Source organism: Clostridium sp. YIM B02551 (genome assembly GCF_022324735.1).
Taxonomy (GTDB): domain Bacteria; phylum Bacillota; class Clostridia; order Clostridiales; family Clostridiaceae; genus Clostridium_T; species Clostridium_T paridis.
Genome location: NZ_JAKGTF010000015.1, coordinates 62194 through 81468 on the forward strand (window position 1 = coordinate 62194; position 19275 = coordinate 81468).

The 19275-nt window shown below is 30.0% G+C and carries 22 protein-coding genes; 17 read left to right on the top strand and 5 right to left on the bottom strand.

Annotation, left to right across the window (positions count from 1 at the left end; translation table 11 throughout):
* The first annotated feature begins 117 nt into the window (after window positions 1-117).
* Window positions 118-1197, top strand: a complete 1080-nt coding sequence (locus tag L1S47_RS17145) for a GNAT family N-acetyltransferase (RefSeq protein ID WP_238885182.1) — start codon at window positions 118-120, stop codon at window positions 1195-1197.
* A gap of 18 nt (window positions 1198-1215) precedes the next feature.
* Here the strand turns inward: L1S47_RS17145 and L1S47_RS17150 are convergent, their stop codons facing one another.
* The 3 genes from L1S47_RS17150 to L1S47_RS17160 form a co-directional block, all read right to left on the bottom strand.
* Window positions 1216-1530: a DUF948 domain-containing protein gene (locus L1S47_RS17150; RefSeq protein WP_238885184.1), complete on the bottom strand. Its 315-nt coding sequence runs from the start codon at window positions 1528-1530 to the stop codon at window positions 1216-1218.
* 14 nt (window positions 1531-1544) lie between these two features.
* Complete coding sequence (locus tag L1S47_RS17155) at window positions 1545-1931, bottom strand: YtxH domain-containing protein (RefSeq protein WP_238885186.1); 387 nt, start codon at window positions 1929-1931, stop codon at window positions 1545-1547.
* A 104-nt stretch (window positions 1932-2035) separates the two neighbouring features.
* Window positions 2036-4507: a transglycosylase domain-containing protein gene (locus tag L1S47_RS17160; protein WP_238885188.1), complete on the bottom strand. Its 2472-nt coding sequence runs from the start codon at window positions 4505-4507 to the stop codon at window positions 2036-2038.
* Window positions 4508-4640: 133 nt separating this feature from the next.
* Between L1S47_RS17160 and yunB the strand changes: the two genes are divergently transcribed.
* Window positions 4641-5234 (top strand): sporulation protein YunB, encoded by a 594-nt coding sequence (gene yunB / locus L1S47_RS17165; protein ID WP_238885314.1) that lies wholly within the window; start codon window positions 4641-4643, stop codon window positions 5232-5234.
* 84 nt (window positions 5235-5318) lie between these two features.
* Here the strand turns inward: yunB and hpt are convergent, their stop codons facing one another.
* Complete coding sequence (hpt, locus tag L1S47_RS17170) at window positions 5319-5840, bottom strand: hypoxanthine phosphoribosyltransferase (RefSeq protein ID WP_202767563.1); 522 nt, start codon at window positions 5838-5840, stop codon at window positions 5319-5321.
* Between the two features lie 344 nt (window positions 5841-6184).
* On the opposite strand from hpt, the gene L1S47_RS17175 reads away from it, so the two are divergent.
* The 15 genes from L1S47_RS17175 (at window position 6185) to L1S47_RS17245 (ending at window position 18338) form a co-directional block, all read left to right on the top strand.
* On the top strand, window positions 6185-6544 hold the full coding sequence (locus L1S47_RS17175) for a DUF2089 domain-containing protein (protein ID WP_238885190.1): 360 nt from the start codon (window positions 6185-6187) through the stop codon (window positions 6542-6544).
* Between the two features lie 19 nt (window positions 6545-6563).
* Window positions 6564-6941 (top strand): hypothetical protein, encoded by a 378-nt coding sequence (locus L1S47_RS17180; RefSeq protein WP_238885192.1) that lies wholly within the window; start codon window positions 6564-6566, stop codon window positions 6939-6941.
* A gap of 13 nt (window positions 6942-6954) precedes the next feature.
* Window positions 6955-7206, top strand: a complete 252-nt coding sequence (locus L1S47_RS17185; RefSeq protein ID WP_238885194.1) for a hypothetical protein — start codon at window positions 6955-6957, stop codon at window positions 7204-7206.
* A gap of 27 nt (window positions 7207-7233) precedes the next feature.
* Window positions 7234-8502, top strand: a complete 1269-nt coding sequence (locus tag L1S47_RS17190; protein ID WP_238885196.1) for an MFS transporter — start codon at window positions 7234-7236, stop codon at window positions 8500-8502.
* Between the two features lie 136 nt (window positions 8503-8638).
* Complete coding sequence (gene hflX / locus L1S47_RS17195; protein WP_238885215.1) at window positions 8639-10426, top strand: GTPase HflX; 1788 nt, start codon at window positions 8639-8641, stop codon at window positions 10424-10426.
* 127 nt (window positions 10427-10553) lie between these two features.
* Window positions 10554-11453 carry a nucleotidyltransferase domain-containing protein gene (locus tag L1S47_RS17200; protein ID WP_238885218.1) on the top strand — a complete coding sequence of 300 codons (900 nt, stop codon included), beginning with the start codon at window positions 10554-10556 and terminating at the stop codon, window positions 11451-11453.
* A 63-nt stretch (window positions 11454-11516) separates the two neighbouring features.
* On the top strand, window positions 11517-12923 hold the full coding sequence (locus L1S47_RS17205) for a PLP-dependent aminotransferase family protein (protein ID WP_238885316.1): 1407 nt from the start codon (window positions 11517-11519) through the stop codon (window positions 12921-12923).
* Window positions 12924-12937: 14 nt separating this feature from the next.
* Window positions 12938-13591 (top strand): YigZ family protein, encoded by a 654-nt coding sequence (locus tag L1S47_RS17210; RefSeq protein ID WP_238885220.1) that lies wholly within the window; start codon window positions 12938-12940, stop codon window positions 13589-13591.
* A gap of 214 nt (window positions 13592-13805) precedes the next feature.
* Window positions 13806-14543 (top strand): YebC/PmpR family DNA-binding transcriptional regulator, encoded by a 738-nt coding sequence (locus L1S47_RS17215; RefSeq protein WP_202767554.1) that lies wholly within the window; start codon window positions 13806-13808, stop codon window positions 14541-14543.
* A 353-nt stretch (window positions 14544-14896) separates the two neighbouring features.
* Window positions 14897-15172 carry a hypothetical protein gene (locus L1S47_RS17220; RefSeq protein ID WP_238885222.1) on the top strand — a complete coding sequence of 92 codons (276 nt, stop codon included), beginning with the start codon at window positions 14897-14899 and terminating at the stop codon, window positions 15170-15172.
* Between the two features lie 65 nt (window positions 15173-15237).
* On the top strand, window positions 15238-16026 hold the full coding sequence (locus tag L1S47_RS17225) for a bifunctional 2-polyprenyl-6-hydroxyphenol methylase/3-demethylubiquinol 3-O-methyltransferase UbiG (RefSeq protein ID WP_238885225.1): 789 nt from the start codon (window positions 15238-15240) through the stop codon (window positions 16024-16026).
* Window positions 16027-16314: 288 nt separating this feature from the next.
* The gene (locus L1S47_RS17230; protein ID WP_238885318.1) at window positions 16315-16854 is read left to right on the top strand and encodes an AAA family ATPase; all 540 of its coding nucleotides are present in this window, start codon (window positions 16315-16317) and stop codon (window positions 16852-16854) included.
* Between the two features lie 149 nt (window positions 16855-17003).
* Entirely contained in the window at window positions 17004-17489 is a 486-nt protein-coding gene (locus tag L1S47_RS17235; protein ID WP_238885227.1) for a DUF2691 family protein, read from the top strand.
* 71 nt (window positions 17490-17560) lie between these two features.
* Window positions 17561-17953: a DUF1398 domain-containing protein gene (locus L1S47_RS17240; RefSeq protein WP_238885229.1), complete on the top strand. Its 393-nt coding sequence runs from the start codon at window positions 17561-17563 to the stop codon at window positions 17951-17953.
* A gap of 22 nt (window positions 17954-17975) precedes the next feature.
* Complete coding sequence (locus L1S47_RS17245) at window positions 17976-18338, top strand: hypothetical protein (RefSeq protein ID WP_373689110.1); 363 nt, start codon at window positions 17976-17978, stop codon at window positions 18336-18338.
* A 393-nt stretch (window positions 18339-18731) separates the two neighbouring features.
* On the opposite strand, the gene L1S47_RS17250 is transcribed toward L1S47_RS17245, so the two are convergent.
* Window positions 18732-19223, bottom strand: a complete 492-nt coding sequence (locus tag L1S47_RS17250; protein WP_238885231.1) for a hypothetical protein — start codon at window positions 19221-19223, stop codon at window positions 18732-18734.
* Between the last annotated feature and the right edge of the window lie 52 nt (window positions 19224-19275).

A 19275-nucleotide genomic window follows, 5' to 3' on the forward strand; every position in this document is an offset into this window, starting at 1 on the left:
TTTGTATGATAAAATAATTGATTAACAAGAATTGAAAAGTTTTCTGATAATTCATTTGATTAAAAGGTGAAAATATGAGATATTATTAATATAATATAGAAAATATTAGGTGATATTATGGAAAGTAATTTTTATAGAAGAGATGGAAAACTAGTTTATATAAAACAACCAGAGTTTTCGGAACTCAAATATGTTCAAAACTTATGGAAAGACAGAGAAACAATGGACGGTATTGGTGGAATATATCATTTTCCAGAGGAGAAATGGAAGGTCTTTTATCATAAAATGGTTGTGCCTTCTGATGGGAAGAACTTCTATTGTTTAGTATATAATTTAGATGATTTGCCAGTTGGAGAAGTAAGCTTTCATGGTTATGACTCAGCAGCAAAGATTGCAAGATTTAATATAAAGATCCAAGGAAAATATAGAAAAAGGGGATATGGTAGAGAAGCTATAAGATTACTATTAGAATATTATTTCCTTGAATTTGGTGGAAATATCATGATGGAAAAAGCTAAACAGGAATTTTCGAATGAATTTATTAGTTCCTTAGGTTTTGAAGTTATAAGAAGGGACAAGGGTGAGATAACTTACCAAATATCTAAGGAGTCATTTAAAGCTTTATCTAATAATGAAAAGAAAAATGTTTGTTGCATTTTATATCCTGGAGTTGATTTATTAGAAGTTTCATTTACTTTCGAGCTATTTAATTTAATTAATAAATTTAATGGGGAAGAAGTATTTAAGTTATATGTTATTGGTGATGAAGAAGTGGATTTATCAAATGGAATGAAGATAATACCATCACATTCTTATGAAGCAGCAATAAGTCCCAATATTATTATAATACCTGGTGGATGTGGCTGTTTAGAAAATAATAAAATTTCAAGCTACATAGATAAATTCTATAAGGATAGTGACTATATATTAGCTACAGGCCATGGAATAATGACTATAGCAAAGTGTGGAATAGTAAAAAATCATATCATTGCAGCATTAGAAGAAGATAGAGAACAAATTTTAAATATGTCTCCAAGTTCTAAGATTGCAGAATTAAGCTATGTAGATACAGGAAAAATTATTACAACAGTTGGAGGAAAAAGTTCTATAGAGGGAACTTTGAAGATTATAGAAAATATATTGGGAAATGAGAAGACAAAAGATTTAAAAGAATACTTGAGTATACATAAAAAATAAGATGGACGCTTGTCCATCTTATTTTTTAAATACATTTTTTATTAAGAATAAAATATCTTTAAATATGTTTATGTATTCACTAATATTTTCTTTTGCAACTATTACGTCTGCAGTAGTCTCAGTTACAACTTCACTAACATCTTTAACGTTATCAGTTATATCTGCCATATTTTTAATTATGTTTGTCATGGAACCTTTATTTGATTCTAGTATTGAGTTAACGTTGCTTAATACTTGAATCAATTTTCTTAAAACAAATATTAAATAAATTATTGCAACAAAAAATGCAATTGCAATTATACCCCAAAATAGATATCTTATATCAATTAACATATTAAATCCTCCACTTATTCGGTAAATGTTTCAGTATTTGATTCAGTATCCTTGATATCATCTTGAGCAGAGCTAGAGTTAACTTTGTTTTTCTTTTCCTCTAAGTATGAAGAAATTTTACTTTTAGCTTCTTTTATATTTGAGACAGTAGTTTCTTTTTTATCCTTAGCTAGATTTTTAGCTTCTTCAACTTTTAGTTTTATATTTTCATTTGCCTTTGAATAACCTTCTTTGATATCATTTCTTGTTTCTTTTCCTGATTTAGGAGCAAGTAGAATCCCTCCAACAACACCAGCTGTTACACCAGCAGCAGCACCTAAAGTAACCTTTTTTGCAGTTTCGATTTTTTTCTTTCTTTTTTGTGCTTTTCTTTTTTCTTCAATTAATCCTTTTAAACCCATAGTACTTTACCTCCATTTGTTTGATAAATTTATTATACTACTTAGTACAAAAATGGACAACAAAAAACAAGAAAGAGATGGATTAAGTTCCATCTCCTTCTTGTTTAATTATTATTCGGTTTTCCCGTATTATTAGTTTCATTACCATCTAAGTCTACATTGGTATCATTGTTATTAGGTTGATTTCCTTGAACTGGGACACCAGTAGTAGGAGACTTAGTTGGTTGTACTGTATAATCATCTTGCTCAGTAGGAAGAGTATATTGGGCATCTTTTACATAAGCATTATCCGTGTTCCATGGCTTCTTTAAAAAAACTCTTTCCTCAATCAACTCTTTGGGTGTATTTTCAGTTGCTAATTTATTATTTAATTTATTAACCTTAGCTGATACATGGACATCGCAGGTTTCAGTAGGTTCTGCACCATCTATAACCCAATCTTCAACAACTTTACTTCCTCTAGGATCCTTTGAACATAAATCTGTAGGAATTTTACCTGATAGGCTACATAAAGCCATTTTCTTAATTCCTGAAGGTACCGGGATTTCTTTATCAGCTAAACCTTCATGTGCCTTTTCCATGATTTTTCCCCAAATTGGAGTTACAACAGCACCACTTTCACCTTGTATTTCAGTAGGAACATCATATCCAACCCATATTGCAGCTGAAAGGTATGGTGTTAAACCAGCAAACCATAGGTCTTTGTTATCAGTTGTAGTACCAGTTTTACCAGCAACAGGCATTGAACCCCATTTTGCGTGTGAAGCAGTATAATGCTCAACTGGTTCTTTAAGCAAATCATAAGTTATATATGATGCTTGAGGTGATAATACACTCCTTGTTTCTGGTTTCTTTTCTAAAAGTACCTTTCCAGTTGCATCTTGAACTTTTGTATATAGAATACCTTCAGTATAAGTACCATTATTTCCAAAAGTACCGTATGCGGCAGCCATCTTATATGGATTTCCTCCATCTGGATTGCTAGGATCATTATTAAACTGACCTAAAGCAACAGAAGCTATAGAAGTTCTAGATTGATTGTTATATTTTAATCCAAACTTTTCACCATAAGCTACACCATTTTTTATTCCAACCTTATCTTCTGTTAATACAGCAACGATATTCTTTGAGTATCTTAAACCTTCACGAATTGATATAAGACCAGAAAAATCATTACGTGATTGGTTACGTGGATCATATGCTTTACCATCTGTAGCATATTTCATGCCTATTTCTTTAGGAATAGGTGCATCATTAATACCTGTTGCTGGGGTAATTAATTTCATGTCTATTCCAGGGCCATATACTGTTAATGGCTTAGTAGAAGATCCGATAGGTTTTAAAACATTATAAGCTCTGTTTAACGAATTAGCAGCTTTAGGTTCTTTTCTACCTCCAACCATTGCCTTAACTTCACCTGTATGATAATCCATAATTACAGCAGCAGCTTGAAGCTTTGGTATTCCATTTTCATCAAGAACTTCTGGATTTCCAACGTTAAAATTACTTCTATCATCTAATACACTTTGAGTATAATCTTGAAGTTTTTTATCCATGGTAGTATAGATTTTTAATCCACCATTAGCAATTAATTTGCTAACTTCATCATCACTCAATTTAAGTTGTTCCTTTAAATCCTTTTTTACTTGCGAAATAACAGGGTTTGAGAACCATTCATAATTTAATTTATAAGATATAGTTTGAGTTTTAAATTCAAATTTTTTAGCATCAATATCTTTTATTGCTTGATCATAATCAGCTTCAGAAATTTTACCTAAGTCTTTCATCTTAGTAACTACAGTTTTTGTTCTATTTAAGTATGGAGTAGGATCCTTTTGCATTGTTGGATTATAAGCACTATAGTAAGATGGAGCTTGAGTAAGCCCTGCAATGTATGCGCATTGAATCAGGTTTAATTCTTTAGCTGGTTTACCAAAGAAATACATTGAAGCAGCTTCAACACCATAGATTTTACCGCCAAGAGGAATTGTGTTTAAGTAAGCTTCTAAAATTTGATCTTTTGAAAGTAATTTTTCTAATCTAGTAGCTAAGTAAGCTTCCTTTATTTTTCTATTTATTGAAACCTCATTTGTTAGAATGGTGTTTTTTAATAATTGTTGGGTAAGAGTAGATCCTCCATGAAGGCCAGATTTACCAGTAACTTTATTTTTAACATCAATAAGTACAGAGCCAAGGATTCTCTTAACATCTACACCACTATGTTCATAAAATCTTTCATCTTCTATTGAAACATAGGCATTTTTTAGATTATCAGGCATATCTTTAAATGGGATAATACGACGTTCCTCATCCGAATGTACCGTATCTATAACATTACCATCATTATCATAGAGAGTTGAGGGTTGGCTCAAATTTAGAACTGAATTAACATCTAAATCAGGTGCACTCTTTATTATGGCATAAGCATACCCCCCTGCAACTACAAGTAAAGTTAGTGCTATAAAAAATAAGGAAAGTAAAATATTCCTAAATATACGACCTTTCTTACGTTTTTTACTTTTACTTTTATTTTTAGTTTTAGGATCGCTTTTATTAGTTGAGCTAGCTTTATTCATTATTTCCTCCTAAATATTTAAAATGAATTAATCATCATTAGTCCATATTATAGCATAAAAAAATATAATAATAAATGGAGTGGTTGATATGAAATATTATACTAAAAAAAATAAATGGAATAAACGTATTATAATGCTAATTATTATAATTATTATCTTGTTAACATTTTTTATATACATTTTTAATAAAATAATTTTGGGGACATTGATGGTGGTTTCAGATACAGAGATGAGAGCGAAAACTATAGAATCTATTGATGAAAATGTATTAACACTTTATTCAAAGGAATTTCAATATGATGATGTAATTAAGATAGAAAAAGACAAAGAGGGAAATATAACAATGCTTAGGGCAGATACCATAAAATTAAATGCGCTCTCAACTAAAGTATCATTAGAGGTACAGCATGATATTAATAGGATAGGTTCACTTGGAATTAAATTTCCTATTGGTTATATTTCTAGAAATAACTTAGTATCCTCATGGGGACCAAAGATAACAGTTAGAATGGAGCCTATAGGAACAGTTAAAACAAATTATTATTCAGAGTTTGAATCAGCAGGGATAAATCAGACAAGACATAAGATTTATCTAGTAGTGGAAGCAAAAATAAATGTGATTGTTCCTACTAAAAATGATGAGGTGGAAGTAAAATCAACAATACCTATTGCAGAAACAATTATTGTAGGTAAAACCCCTCAAACTAATTTGGATTTTGGAAAATAAGTTTTTAAGATAAATAGTTCTTTAGACTAAAAAAGAAGAGTTTAAAACTCTTCTTTTTTAGTCTGAAGTTATGTAGTTTGAATTTTATTCCCAATTAAAAACATAAGGAACATTTCTATAATAGTCTCCGTAGTTTAATCCATATCCAACTACAAAAACATCTTCTATTTCAAAGCAACAATAATCTGGGTTAAGATCAACTTTTCTTCTTGAAGGCTTATCTAAAAGAACACAAGTCTTTACAGATTTAGCGCCAAGAGATTTAACATGATTAACTACAAATTCCATAGTATAACCTGTATCTACAATATCATCAACTATTAAAACATCATAACCTTCTATATTATCAGGAATATCATTTACAACTTTAACTTTACCAGTAGATTCTTCTGAATGTCCATAACTTGAAGTAGTCATAAAACCAATTTTAGCATTTGCATCGATAGATCTAACTAAATCTGCAGCATAAATAAAACTTCCTCTTAAAAGTGATAAAACATATAAGTTTTTATCTGAATATTCCTTAGTAAGTTCTTGACCAAGTTCCTTGATTCTAGTAGCAATTTGTTCTTCAGTAATAAGTATATTCCTTTTCTTATCTTCCATGGTAATCCTCCAAAATAAAATTTATATATAATCTACTATAGAGTTTAAAGTTTGTATTTAATTTATACATTAGAAATTAATAGCTTCAATCAGTATAAGTTAAGTTTTTTTAGCTAAACTCTTTATTCATATTAACCATATTAACAATTTTTTTGACATTTTTCAACTATTACAATATTACCGTGAGTAGTAATAATATTAATATTAATAAACAAATTAATAAAATTAATATGTGGATTAATAAAATTAATTATATTAAGTTTAAAATTAAATATTTTAAAAATGATATTGAAATTATAAATATAAAGTAGTATAGTATGATTATAGGAAGGAAGTGACAATTAGTGTATAAAGTTATAAACAAATGTCCAGTATGTAGTTCGAAGCTTGTAGTTACTAAGCTTAAGTGTTCTAAATGCAGTACAGTAATAGAAAATGAGTTTGAGATGTCAAAGTTTGAATATTTATCTCTAGAGCAGCTTAAATTTATTGAGATTTTCTTAAAAAATAGAGGAAACATCAAAGATGTTGAAAAAGAATTAGGTATTTCATATCCAACAGTAAGAGCAAAGCTTGATGAGGTTATTTCATCATTAGGTTATAATATAAATCCTACTCCAGCAGTAGATAAGAAGAAAGTAATAGATATGTTAGATAAAGGAGAAATAACTCCAGACCAAGCAATCAAGATGTTAAATGAATAGAATTAAGGAGGAATTATTAATGAATGAAGAAATATCAAGAATATTAAAAATGGTTGAAGAAGGTAAAATTACATCAGATAAGGCTCAAGAATTAATTGAGGCTCTTAATGAGAAAAAAACAGAAATTCAAACAGTACAAGAGAATGACATTATGAATATGATGCTTAAGATTAAGGTTAATTCACATGAGGGTGATGTAGTAAATGTGAAACTCCCAATAAAGCTTATAAAGACTTTATTAAAAACAGTAGGGAAGCTTCCAATTGAGAGTAATGTTAAAGGACTTGAAAATTTAGATTTAAATCTTATTTCTGAAGCAATTGATAACGGACTTTGCGGAAAGATTGTTGATGTTAATAGTGCTAATGGAGATATTGTTGAAGTTGTAATAGAGTAGGAGAGTGGATTTCATGAGAATATATGTTAAGGCAGAAGGAAGACGCTATTTTATACCTGTTCCATTAGTATTTGCCAAGTGGGGAATGTCACTTGTGAAAAGTCCTTTTATCATGAAGAATATACCAGAAAATGAAAGAAAATATGTAGAGATGATAGATTTTAACGAGCTTGCTAAATGTTTATATATTTTAAAAGAGTACAAAGGATTAACCTTAGTAGATGTTAAGGCAAAGGATGGAACTATTGTAGAAATTACAATATAAAGTAATAATTTTATTTAGGAGATGTTTATGAGTAGTAAAAGAAATTTTCTGTTATATATGATGGGAAGGTTTATTTCATATATTGGAACTGGAATACAGCAAATCGCCCTACCTTTATATATACTTGATATCACCCACTCAGGAATAATGATGGGATTATTCTCAATACTAAATTTAGTACCCAATTTAATAACCTTACCTTTTGCTGGAATATTAGGGGATAGAAAAAATAGAAGAAATATAATGGTTGCAACAGATCTTGGAAGAGGTATTATTGTTTGTTTACTAGGGACGTTAGCATTAACAGGAAATATTAATATTTACATGTTATTTATAGCTCAGATATTTATTTCTATTATGGATAGTATTTTTGGTGGTTCATCTACAGCACTACTTCCTGAATTAGTATCAGAGGAGAGCCTGATGAAAGCTACTTCAACCAGAGGAGGACTTGACGCAGCATCGATGATAGTTGGGCCTGCTCTTGGTGGTATAATATATGGGCTCTTTGGAATTAAGGCAGTATTTTATATAAATGCAGCTTCCTTTATAATCTCAGGAATATTATCTGCGTTCATTATATATGAAAGTAAAATTAATGATAAAGGTAAGATAACATTAAAATCATTTTTAAGTGAAAACTTAGAAACATTAACCTTTATAAAAGGTAATAAAGGCATAATGCAGTTATTTGGATATGCAATGATGACAAATCTGCTTTTAACTCCTTCTTTTGATATTGTTCTACCATATATAATGAAAAAAGGAATAGGTTTTAGTTCTCAGCAGTTTGGCTATTTAATGTCTATATTTACACTAGGTGTTCTAGTGGGAAATGTAGTTCTAGGATTAGGAGCTAAAAAAGCTAAAACAAAGAATATTATGAATTTATCTTTCATAATGGAAAGCGTAATGTTATTTGGTTTCTCAATTGTAATTTTTCCAAAACAAGTTTCATTATTAGGAGGGCATTCTTGGACACTATTTATGGTAATTGCTTTAATATGTGTGACCATAGGAGGCTTTAATGCAGGAGTTAATACTCCAATAAGTACAAATCTTCAGAAGATGGTTCCTAACGAAATGAGAGCAAGATTCTTTTCATTAATTGGGATGATAGCACAAGGAGCAGTTCCGCTTGGATCTATTATGTATGGAGTATTATTAGATAGATTTCACTATTATAATATATTTATGATTGTTACTATTTTAAATACAGTTATAACATTAATCTTTATATTTAAGGCAGTGCCAGAAGTTTATGAGCCAAAAGCTCAAGTAATACTTGAAAATTAATAATAGTAAGTAGCTTAAAATTATATTTTAGCTACTTATTTTTTTATTCCATTAGGAAATTATAAATAGTGTGTACTATTTATTTACATCTTTTATGTTATAGTTTAAAATTAGATGAAGAAAATGAGGTGAGAGTATGATTCATGGTAATGTAGAAGGGATTAAGAATTCCTTTTTAAAAGAGTTAGATGATATATATGGTATTAAAACTCAAAGATATGAATTTTGTGCGACAGAAATAGTAGAAAGTATTTCAAGGTTAACTTCTTTAATTGAAAGAGAAATATCAGTTGCAATAGATAGAAGAGGAAATGTTGTTTCAGTAGCTATAGGAGACTCAACATCAGTAGAACTTCCAATAATAGACATAAAGGAAAAAAAGTTATCTGGAATAAGAGTTATTCACACACATCCTAATGGTTATTCACAACTTTCAGCTTTAGATGTTACTGCACTATTGAAATTAAAGCTAGATTCTCTTGTTGCTGTAGGGGTTGTTGAAGGTGCAATAACAGATATATCTCTTGGATTTTGTTCAATAGAAAATAATGTTTTGGTTGAAGAAACAATAGAGAAACTTTCTTTTGATGAGGCCTATAGATTTAATGTAATTGATAAGATACTAGAAATAGATAAGGCTTTAAAGGAAAGTGAAATTGAGGATGACGATTCAGAAAAAGCTATAATAGTTGGAACTGATACAGAAGAAAGCTTAGATGAACTTGAAGAATTAGCGCAAGCTTGTGATATTCCGGTTATGTATAAGGTATTTCAAAGTAGAAATAAAATAGATGCAGCTCTATTTATAGGAAGTGGAAAAGTGGCGGAAATTGCCAGCTTAAGGCAAGCACTTAGAGCTAATTTAGTTATATTTGATGATGAACTTTCAGGCTCACAAGTTAGAAACTTAGAAGAATATATAGGAGCAAAAGTTATTGATAGAACAACATTAATATTAGAAATTTTTGCAAGAAGAGCAAAAACTAGAGAAGCTAGAATTCAAGTTGAATTAGCTCAATTAAAATATAGGGCTTCAAGGCTATCAGGACTAGGAACTGTTTTATCTAGAACAGGTGGAGGAGTTGGAACCAGGGGCCCAGGAGAGAAAAAGCTTGAAACAGATAGAAGACATATAAAAGAAAGAATATATGATCTAAATGATGAACTTAAGAAAATAAAGAAAAATAGAGAAGTTCAAAGAGAGAGAAGAGGAAAGCAGAGTATTCCTCAAGTTTCGCTAGTTGGATATACAAATGCTGGTAAGTCTACATTGAGAAATACTTTATGTGATATGGTAGCAACTAAAGATGCAGTAAAAAAAGAAAAAGTATTTGAAGCTAATATGTTATTTGCTACATTAGATACAACTACTAGAGCTATTAACCTTCTAGACAATAGATTAATAACATTAACTGATACAGTTGGATTTGTTAGAAAATTACCTCATGAGCTGGTTGAAGCTTTTAAGTCGACCCTTGAAGAAGTAATCTACTCAGATTTGCTTGTTCATGTAGTGGATGCTGCATCACCTACAGCAATAGAACAGATAAGAGCAGTTGAGGAAGTGCTTGAAGAGTTAGGAGCCAGAGATAAGGAAGGATTTTTAGTTCTTAATAAAATAGATTTAGCTTCAGAAGATGCAATAAATAAAATTAAGGAAGAATTTAAGACTTACGAGATCTTAGAAATATCAGCAAAAGAAAGAATAAATCTTGAGTTACTATTAAAAAAGATATCAGAAAAGTTACCATATAAATTAAAAATGGTTGAATTCATAATTCCATATTCAGAGGGAAATATAGTTTCATATCTTCATAATAAGTCAAATATAATAGAGGAAGACTATAAAGATGAAGGAACCTATATTAAAGCTGAGGTAGATGACGAAGCTTATAATAAATATAATGAATATATATTAAAATAAGATTCTTAAAATAGAGCATAGAAAATAAAATTATGCTCTATTTTTCTATTTATACAAATAGTTATTAAACTTTATTTTTTATGTACTATAGAGTATAATAAGTTTAAAAATCTTCAGGAGGGATATTGTGAATTTAAAAATAGCAGAATTTCAGAAAGTAATTTCAAAAATTACATCAGAGTTTGAAGAAAATAAGGATGTACTAGCCCTCTTAGCTTATGGTTCTCTAGTAAGTGGAGATTTGTGGGAAGAATCTGATATTGATCTATTAGTAATTATAAAGAATGAATTAGATGGAATAAAAGATATATATATTTATGAAGAAAATATACCAGTACATTACAAACTAATTTCTAAGAGTGTCATTACTGACAAGAAAAATAAGAAAATAAACAAGATGAATATGGATAAGATACTTATTTCTTCAAAGCTTATTTTCTCAAAGGATGATGATATAACCAAAATTCATAGGGAATTAAGGTATTTCCCAGATAATGAAAGACAAAGAATGAATTTGGTATATCTTGGAGAGACGCTAAAAGTACTGAGCGTATTAAAAAAATACATGTATAATCATAGAGATATAACTAGTTACGAAATAGCAGTAAAGTGTATTGACTCTTTTTCTAAGCTCTATATTAACAATAGCGACTATTTAGTAAGTAAGGATGCCATTACTATGGCAATAAATTTAAATGATGATTTCAAAGTAATAGTCGAAAATGTGTTTTTTTCAAACGAAGATAAAGCAAAGTCCATAAATAGTCTTATAAAATATATAGATAAATATATTAGAAGTAATATAAAAAATTGTTGTAGTTTTTTAATTGAACATATAAAGAATACAAATAATTGGGTAACTTCTCAATTGCTAAAAGAGGACGAGCTTTTTAGAGATTTATCAATTAATATGGAAGATATATTAAAAGAACTATACAAAAATAAGCTGCTTAAGAGTAAAGTTCTAATGCAGAGTTTAAATGGCTTCAGATATAAGGAGAATGTTTATTTTTATGATACCCTATAATGGGTATTTTTACTATCTAGTATATTTATGAAAGTATATATTTTTGAAAAAATTGGAGGAGAAATGAAGGAATTTAGCTTAATTTTTCATGAGGAAATACCAAAGTATATACAATTATCAGATTATATAAAGCATAAAATAGATATTGGAGAGATAAAAGACAGAGAAAAACTACCAACGATAAGGGCTTTATCTGAGATGCTTAAAGTAAATAATGTAACGATTGTAAATGCCTATAAAAAGCTTCAGGCGGATGGATATGCAAATATGAAGATTGGAAGCGGAACTTATGCAAGAAGAAAAGAAGTTATAAGAAGTTTTAACAAGGAATATAATAAAACTTTTAAGTTATTAAGTTCAGGTGGGCTTAGGGAGTATATTGACTTTACAGGAGAAACTACATCTTCATCCTTCTTCCCAGTTAAGGATCTTCAAAAGGTTATAAATGAAGTTTTTGATAGAGATGGAGCAGAGGCACTTTTATATCAAGATGTTTTAGGATATGAAAAATTAAGAGAAGAAATTAGTAAAAGGTTTTGGAAAAATAAATATAGTGCAGAGGATATTTTAATAGTTTCTGGAGCTCAGCAAGGAATAGATATTGCAGCTAAAGCCATATTAAATGTAAATGATAAGGTAATAGTAGAAAGACCAACCTACGGAGGAGCTATTTCAGTTTTTAGGTGGAAGAGGGCAGATATAATAGAAGTACCTATTGAAAATGATGGGATTGACATTGCTATCCTTGAGAAAATACTAAAAAAGCAAAAGATAAAGTTTATGTATATAATGAGCTATTTTCAAAATCCAACAGGTATTAGTTATTCTGAAGAAAAGAAAAAGAAGCTTATAGAATTAGCTGAAAAATATGATTTTTATATTTTGGAGGATGATTACTTATCTGAGCTTATTTATGATAGTAACCTTGTATATAATCCGTTAAAAAGTTATGATATTTATGATAGGGTTATATACATAAAAAGTTTTTCTAAAATATTTATGCCAGGAATCAGAATAGGATACGTAATTATTCCAGAGATATTTAAGGATAGTATGTATCTTTCAAAGATAAATACAGATATTTCAACATCTTCATTAATGCAGAGAGCATTAGAAAGATATATAGTTAAAGGCTACTGGAAAAAACATATAGAGTATTTAAATGAAGAATACAGATCAAGGTATACATTTATCAAACAAATATTAGAAAGAGATTTTAAAGGCATACTTGAGTTTAAGGAACCTAATGGTGGACTTAGTTTTTTACTTAAGTTTTCTGAACCAGAGAAATTTAATTCAAGAAAATTATTCTTTATACTAAGAGATAAAGGAGTATTGATTTCTCCTGGTGCTTTATTTTTTAGAAAAGAGCAAGAGGGAGATAAGTATTTTAGAATAGGTTTTTCCCAAACAAATCATGAGAAAATAGAAGAGGGGTTAAATATAATCTTAAAAGAGCTTAGCTTATAAGGAGGAGAATCTTAATGTCTTATTTAACGATAAAAAAGCAGGCTAATGATGAGTTTGATGAAAAAAAATCACAGTTTATAGGGTATATAAAAAGAGTAGAATCAGAGGATGAGGCAAAAGAATTCGTTCAAGAGATTAAGAATATGCATAAAATGGCTACACATAATTGCTGGGCATATGTTATAGGTGAGAACCTAGGAATTCAGCGTTACTCTGACGATGGGGAGCCTCAAGGAACTGCAGGTATACCAATTTTAGAGGTAATTAAGAAAACAGGATTAACTGATTGTGCTATTGTTGTAACTAGGTATTTCGGCGGAATAATGCTTGGTGCAGGTGGACTAACTAGGGCATATACAAAGGGTGCATCTATTGCTATTAAAGCAGGTGGAATTGTTGAGAAAGTTAAGGGAATGCCAATAGATATAAATATTAATTATGATTTACTTGGTAAGATTCAGTATATTTGCAGCGAAAATAATTGGACAATTGAAAATACTGAGTATACTGAAGATGTAAAAATTACACTTATCCTTGAACTTGAAGAAGGGGAGAAAGCTTTAAAAGAAATAATGAATGTTACCAATGGGAAAGCTGTCATTAATAAAGGAAATATTGGTATATATTTTAAGGAACAAAATAGGCTTTTTGAGCGTATTGATAACTAGGGGGCACTTAAAATGTGCTCTTTTAAGGTTGCAGAAAAAAATTCTACTATGTTATAATGGTTTAGGATTATTATGTATATAATGCAAAAATCATATTACATCTCATTGCCCAACTCTTTGTTGAAGCGTCTAAGAGCTTAACAGTGACATGTAAATTCTTTAATGCATTATATATAATACAAACTTTTAAGGTACAAAGTTAGGAGGAAGTTTAATGTCAGGACATTCAAAATGGCATAATATACAAGCAAAAAAAGGTAAGACAGATGCTAAAAGAGGTAAAATCTTTACTAAAATAGGTAAAGAAATTATGGTAAGTGTTAAAAATGGAGGACCAAATCCAGAAGCTAACTCTAAATTAAGAGATGTTATAGCAAAAGCTAAGGCTGAAAACATGCCTAATGATACTATTACTAGAGCAATTAAAAAAGCTTCAGGTGAATTAGGTTCTGTTAACTATGAAACAATAGTATATGAAGGATACGGCCCATCAGGAGTAGCTGTTATAGTTGAAACTCTAACAGACAATAAAAATAGATCTGCTGGTAATGTTAGAAGTGCCTTTACTAAAGGTGGTGGAAACATGGGAGCATCAGGTTGTGTTGGGTTCATGTTCCAAGAAAAAGGTGAAATAGTTATAGAAAAAGAAGATAAAGATGAAGATGAAATCATGATGTTAGCTTTAGATGCTGGTGCAGAAGACTTTGCTTCAGAAGAAGAAGTGTTTGTAGTAACAACTACACCAGATGATTTTGGAGCAGTTAGAGAAGCTTTAGAAGCGGCTGGATTAGAATTCTTAGAAGCAGCTGTAAAGATGATACCAGATACATATACAGCTATTAACGAAGATGATGCTAAGAAATTCCAAAAGATGCTTGATTTACTTGAAGATGATGATGACGTTCAAGATGTTTACCACAATGCTGAGTTCCCTGAAGGATGGGAAGGCTAGTAGTTATATCAATGGCTTAGCCTAAATTGTTGATGTTAAGTTACTGTTATCTATTATGGTAAACATTAAAAAAACTAACCCATTATGGTATATGCTGAATTGCTGTTAATTCCGTTTCGGATATGCAAGTAGTACACCTTTATAAGCTTATATAAAAGTTTATATAGGTGTATTTTTTATGTTATTATCAGAGGCTTTAAAGAAATTTATTTTCGATTGTGAGATTAGAAAAACGAGGTATTCTATTCTGATTTAAGTTATTGTAATAATATGGTATAATCTAATCAATTTATTGATTTGACTTTGTAAAAGAGTGCGAAATAAATTTGTTATCTGAGATGGTGGTGATTAGTTTGTGCCCAATATGTGATGATTTACATGAAACCATCAGAATAGAACATCCTTATCAATACTACAGTATTGTTGAACAAATAAAAACTATGTTGCAAGAAGGTATATTAGTATTAACTGAAGGTAACTGTGATTTTAGTCTTATAGATAGAAATAAGACTTTTCCTAATGATGGTCCTTATCATGTTTTCAAATGTGGAAACTGCGAATGTAGATTTGGATTATGTGTTGATACATATCACGGAAGCGGAGGCAGTTGGGAAGTTATACATAATTAGTTCGGAATGTTCTTTTTAGATGAACAATAATAAACTATTTTGAAGTTAAAAGAGGGAGAAGAGTTATGGACGAACTAAAATATTTGACTGATTATTATAATAATTATGATGAAGATAAGCGACTTACAACAAAATATGGTCTGGTGGAATTTCTTACTACGATGAAGTATATAAACAAGTTTTTGAAAAAAGGAATGCGTGTTTTAGAAGTAGGTGCAGGGACCGGCAGATATTCACTTACAATTGCAGAACAAGGATTTAAAGTTGATGCAATCGAACTTATACAACATAATATTGATATTTTCAAAAGCAAGATTACAAAAAATTGTAATATAGATGTTAGACAGGGCAATGCGATTGACTTGTCAAGCTATGAGGATGAAACTTTTGATATTACGTTAGTTCTTGGGCCTTTATACCATTTGTTTAATGAGGATGATAAAAGACTAGCCATCAGTGAAGCTATCAGAGTTACCAAAAAAGGCGGGGTTGTATTTATTTCGTATTGTATGAATGATGCAACGATTGTAAATTGGGGCTTCCAAAAAAGTAATATTATTGAAGGTATTCAAAATGGCATTGTTGACGGAGATACGTTTAAATGTCTGTCAAATCCATCATTACTGTTTGAAATGTATAGGAAAGAGGAAATCGATGAATTAATGGAAAGATATGATATTGAACGCCTTCATTTTGTTGCAACGGACCTGTTAACAAATCATATGAGAAATACAATTGACGAAATGGATGAAAAAATGTTTGAAGCTTACTTAAAATATCATTTTTCTATATGTGAACGTATTGATTTGGTTGGAATAACACATCACAGTTTAGATATTTTTAGAAAAAAGTAGTGAACCATCTTCTTATATGATGAACTAAAGAAGCCTTAAATAGGGGCAGAGAATGTGTTATTAATTAACACTCAACTCTGATTTTAACTATCCTTTGATAACTTTATCTCTTACTTATTTACAATATCTTTGAACCATTTAATGTAGGATAATGTTAAACTTTTTATCAGAAGTGTACTTATATGCAGTATTAACTCAATACTATATAATGCGATTAGTGCGTAATTGTAAAATATTACGAAGTAAAGATTATTTTTATAATGTTCAGGAGGTCAAAAAGTGTGTAAAATGCAAGGTATAATTGTGTTCGGAGCAAACGGAAGCGGCAAGTCCACACTTGGACGTGAATTGGCAAATATATTGAACTTTAAGTTTATGGACATTGAAGATTATCACTTTGAAAAGTCAGAAATTCCATATACCATAGAACGCTCACATGAGGATTGTTTGAATTTAATGCTCGCTGACATAAAAAAACATCACTCCTTTGTCATTTCTGCGGTCACTGGAGACTTTGGCGACACAATTACGCAGTTGTACGAACTCGCTGTATTAATATCAGCACCGATTGAACTACGTATAAAACGTATAGAGCAACGTGAGTATGAGAAACATGGAGAACGCATTCGTGAAGGTGGCGATATGCATGAGCAACATTTGAAGTTTGTTGATTTCGTAGCCTCGCGATCTCTATCAAAAATCGAGCAATGGGGAGAAGTGCTTATGTGTCCAGTAATCTGTGTTGATGGCACAGAGGATTGTCATATAAATGCAATCAATATAGCGGAACGTTTTTATGATAAAAATAGTTTTTCAAAACAACAATGAGTATATGATAAGGAAAGTAGAAAAATACGTTTTCCAATAATATGGTTTTCAGATGGAGACATTCGAAAACTACTTAACTATTTAGAAAAGGCGAATCAAAGGATTGATTGGATAGAGATTTAGGTTTTTATATTTACACATATAAATATATGGAGGGGCAATTAATAATGGGAAGTCATGGAATAACATTTGAAATTCCTAATGCACATGGGAGCTATTTAGCCGATATATTAATGGGCATGCCATTTAGCAATTTTAAATGGTTAATTGATAATGATGAAATCCATATGATTGAAGATAATGAGTTTACAGGTGAGTTTTTATATAATGAAGAAATAATAAGTGGAGATAAATTGTTTGATATAGCAGCTAATAATACTTACTATATGATATTTGTGACGTTAAGAGCGTTTTTAAATGAAAGTGATGTACAAAGTGTATCAACATATAGAGAGTTTTTAGAAAGTAGTTGCGAAATTGCTTTTGGTGTATATGATTGCTCAGAGGTTATATTTTGGAGTAAAGGGGAACAATTAGTATCAAAGATGTACAATTATTGTTTATCAAAAGGATATAACAAGGTTAAATATATTAGTGAAGATGATTTAATTAAAGGTATATATCATATTGAATAAACCAAGTTTATAATTTCTATTATTGCTTGATAAACTTTAGCTAAATTAAACTATAAATGGAGGAATCGATTATGTTTACAAAAGAGCAAATTGAGACAGCACATAATAAAGTGAAAAGTGGTGCTGACTTCCCTAAGTATGTTAAAGAAATAAAGAATATGGGAGTAAAAAGTCATGAGGTAGTTCTTATAGATGGGACTTGGATTTTTAAAGGATCAGATGGACAGGTTGTACGATTTAAAAGAGGTTTGGACAATGTATATGTCTCAACACAACCTTCTCCAGAGAAATTTAAACAGATTCTATCCATGCACCAAAGAGGGGACACGGATTATCCTACATTTTGTATTCAAGCAGGAGAATCCGGGGTTGAAAGATGGATATCTGACTTTGAACATATGACTGTAACTTACTTAGGTTCAAATGAAAGTGTAATTGATGTCGAGCCAATCCCAGGTGTATAATAGAATTATTGGAGAATAAATATTGAATTTGTTAGAAAGTAATAATTATAGCTTTGGAGCGATACTTATGGAACTTTTCCGTCCAGTTGGAAAAGCTGAGTTAGAGTTAATTGAAAAGAGTAATTATACCTTATTCCCACCGAGATTACCTCAACAACCTATCTTTTATCCAGTACTTAATCAAAAATATGCAGAGGAAATTGCCAAGAGGTGGAATACTAAGGGTTCTAGTTCTCAGTATAAAGGATATGTTTTTAAAAATGAAAGTAGAGGAGACTCTACTTTTTTATTTGCAAATAAAAAGAGCAGATATGCCAATATCTGCTCGGTTTCAATAACTAATTTAGTCCCGCTTGGAGACTTAAAATCCGTAATCCTATACTAGCATTTTAAGAAGCGAGATACAAGAGTTTATATCTTCCATATCTTTAGTCCTACAATATAAAATAGTCATTTAAATAATTTTATAAATATTAAAATAAATTTAATGGATTAATAATAGAATATAAATATATATGCTTTATAATTAGTTTAATAATAATGATAAGGGAGCGGTAGTATGGTATATATACTTATATTCTTACCTATATTTTATGGGCTCATAATATTATCACTATGTAAGGCAGCTGGAAGGGAAAGTAGATTTAATTAGTAACTTAATATATTAATATTTGAATAGTTTAGTGTAGATTATATCTGCACTATTTTTTATAAAAACAATTTTAAATTAGGAATAAATAAAAATAGCCATTCTTTATATTAAAAAGGATGGTTATTTTTATAATATGGTTATTTCTCCTTCTTCTTGTAGTCTTTGTAAAGCTCCGATAGCTCTAAAAACAAGACCACTAATAACCACTTTATAGCCAAAGGTTATATTTATGTTCGGGGTTATGGTTCCCTTAGCAATTCCAGATTCTATGTTTTGTTCTCTTTCAACAAGTCTTATTTCGGCAATTTCACCAAGTATAGTAGCTGCATGCAATGTGAGTAATGATGAAAGAGCAGCTAGTTGAGTGGCTTCCAGAGGATTAGATGGCTCTATGCCTTTTTTTCTATCTAGAATTAGTTGTCTGTTTTTAGTTGCGGACGCAATAAGAGCCAAATTAGCTATTATAGAGATTAAAGTTCCTTGAATCTCTCTTTCTATTAGTTCTAAATCTAATTGATCATTACCGGTATTTATAACATTATTGCTGGTACCACCAGAAGGAGTTGACGTATTGGTTGTAGCATTCGTAGTCTGATTTCCAGTGCTATTAGCAGGCATAATATCACCTCCTCTAATATAATATTAAGATTAAATTCAATTGTTCACCTGA

Bases quoted from the DNA above. Each gene is read 5' to 3' on its own strand.
- L1S47_RS17145 (WP_238885182.1), top strand. From the start codon at position 118: ATGGAAAGTAATTTTTATAGAAGAGATGGAAAACTAGTTTATATAAAA.
- L1S47_RS17150 (WP_238885184.1), bottom strand. From the start codon at position 1,530: ATGTTAATTGATATAAGATATCTATTTTGGGGTATAATTGCAATTGCA.
- L1S47_RS17155 (WP_238885186.1), bottom strand. From the start codon at position 1,931: ATGGGTTTAAAAGGATTAATTGAAGAAAAAAGAAAAGCACAAAAAAGA.
- L1S47_RS17160 (WP_238885188.1), bottom strand. From the start codon at position 4,507: ATGAATAAAGCTAGCTCAACTAATAAAAGCGATCCTAAAACTAAAAAT.
- yunB (WP_238885314.1), top strand. From the start codon at position 4,641: ATGCTAATTATTATAATTATTATCTTGTTAACATTTTTTATATACATT.
- hpt (WP_202767563.1), bottom strand. From the start codon at position 5,840: ATGGAAGATAAGAAAAGGAATATACTTATTACTGAAGAACAAATTGCT.
- L1S47_RS17180 (WP_238885192.1), top strand. From the start codon at position 6,564: ATGAATGAAGAAATATCAAGAATATTAAAAATGGTTGAAGAAGGTAAA.
- L1S47_RS17185 (WP_238885194.1), top strand. From the start codon at position 6,955: ATGAGAATATATGTTAAGGCAGAAGGAAGACGCTATTTTATACCTGTT.
- L1S47_RS17190 (WP_238885196.1), top strand. From the start codon at position 7,234: ATGAGTAGTAAAAGAAATTTTCTGTTATATATGATGGGAAGGTTTATT.
- hflX (WP_238885215.1), top strand. From the start codon at position 8,639: ATGATTCATGGTAATGTAGAAGGGATTAAGAATTCCTTTTTAAAAGAG.
- L1S47_RS17205 (WP_238885316.1), top strand. From the start codon at position 11,517: ATGAAGGAATTTAGCTTAATTTTTCATGAGGAAATACCAAAGTATATA.
- L1S47_RS17210 (WP_238885220.1), top strand. From the start codon at position 12,938: ATGTCTTATTTAACGATAAAAAAGCAGGCTAATGATGAGTTTGATGAA.
- L1S47_RS17215 (WP_202767554.1), top strand. From the start codon at position 13,806: ATGTCAGGACATTCAAAATGGCATAATATACAAGCAAAAAAAGGTAAG.
- L1S47_RS17225 (WP_238885225.1), top strand. From the start codon at position 15,238: ATGGACGAACTAAAATATTTGACTGATTATTATAATAATTATGATGAA.
- L1S47_RS17230 (WP_238885318.1), top strand. From the start codon at position 16,315: ATGCAAGGTATAATTGTGTTCGGAGCAAACGGAAGCGGCAAGTCCACA.
- L1S47_RS17235 (WP_238885227.1), top strand. From the start codon at position 17,004: ATGGAGGGGCAATTAATAATGGGAAGTCATGGAATAACATTTGAAATT.
- L1S47_RS17240 (WP_238885229.1), top strand. From the start codon at position 17,561: ATGTTTACAAAAGAGCAAATTGAGACAGCACATAATAAAGTGAAAAGT.
- L1S47_RS17250 (WP_238885231.1), bottom strand. From the start codon at position 19,223: ATGCCTGCTAATAGCACTGGAAATCAGACTACGAATGCTACAACCAAT.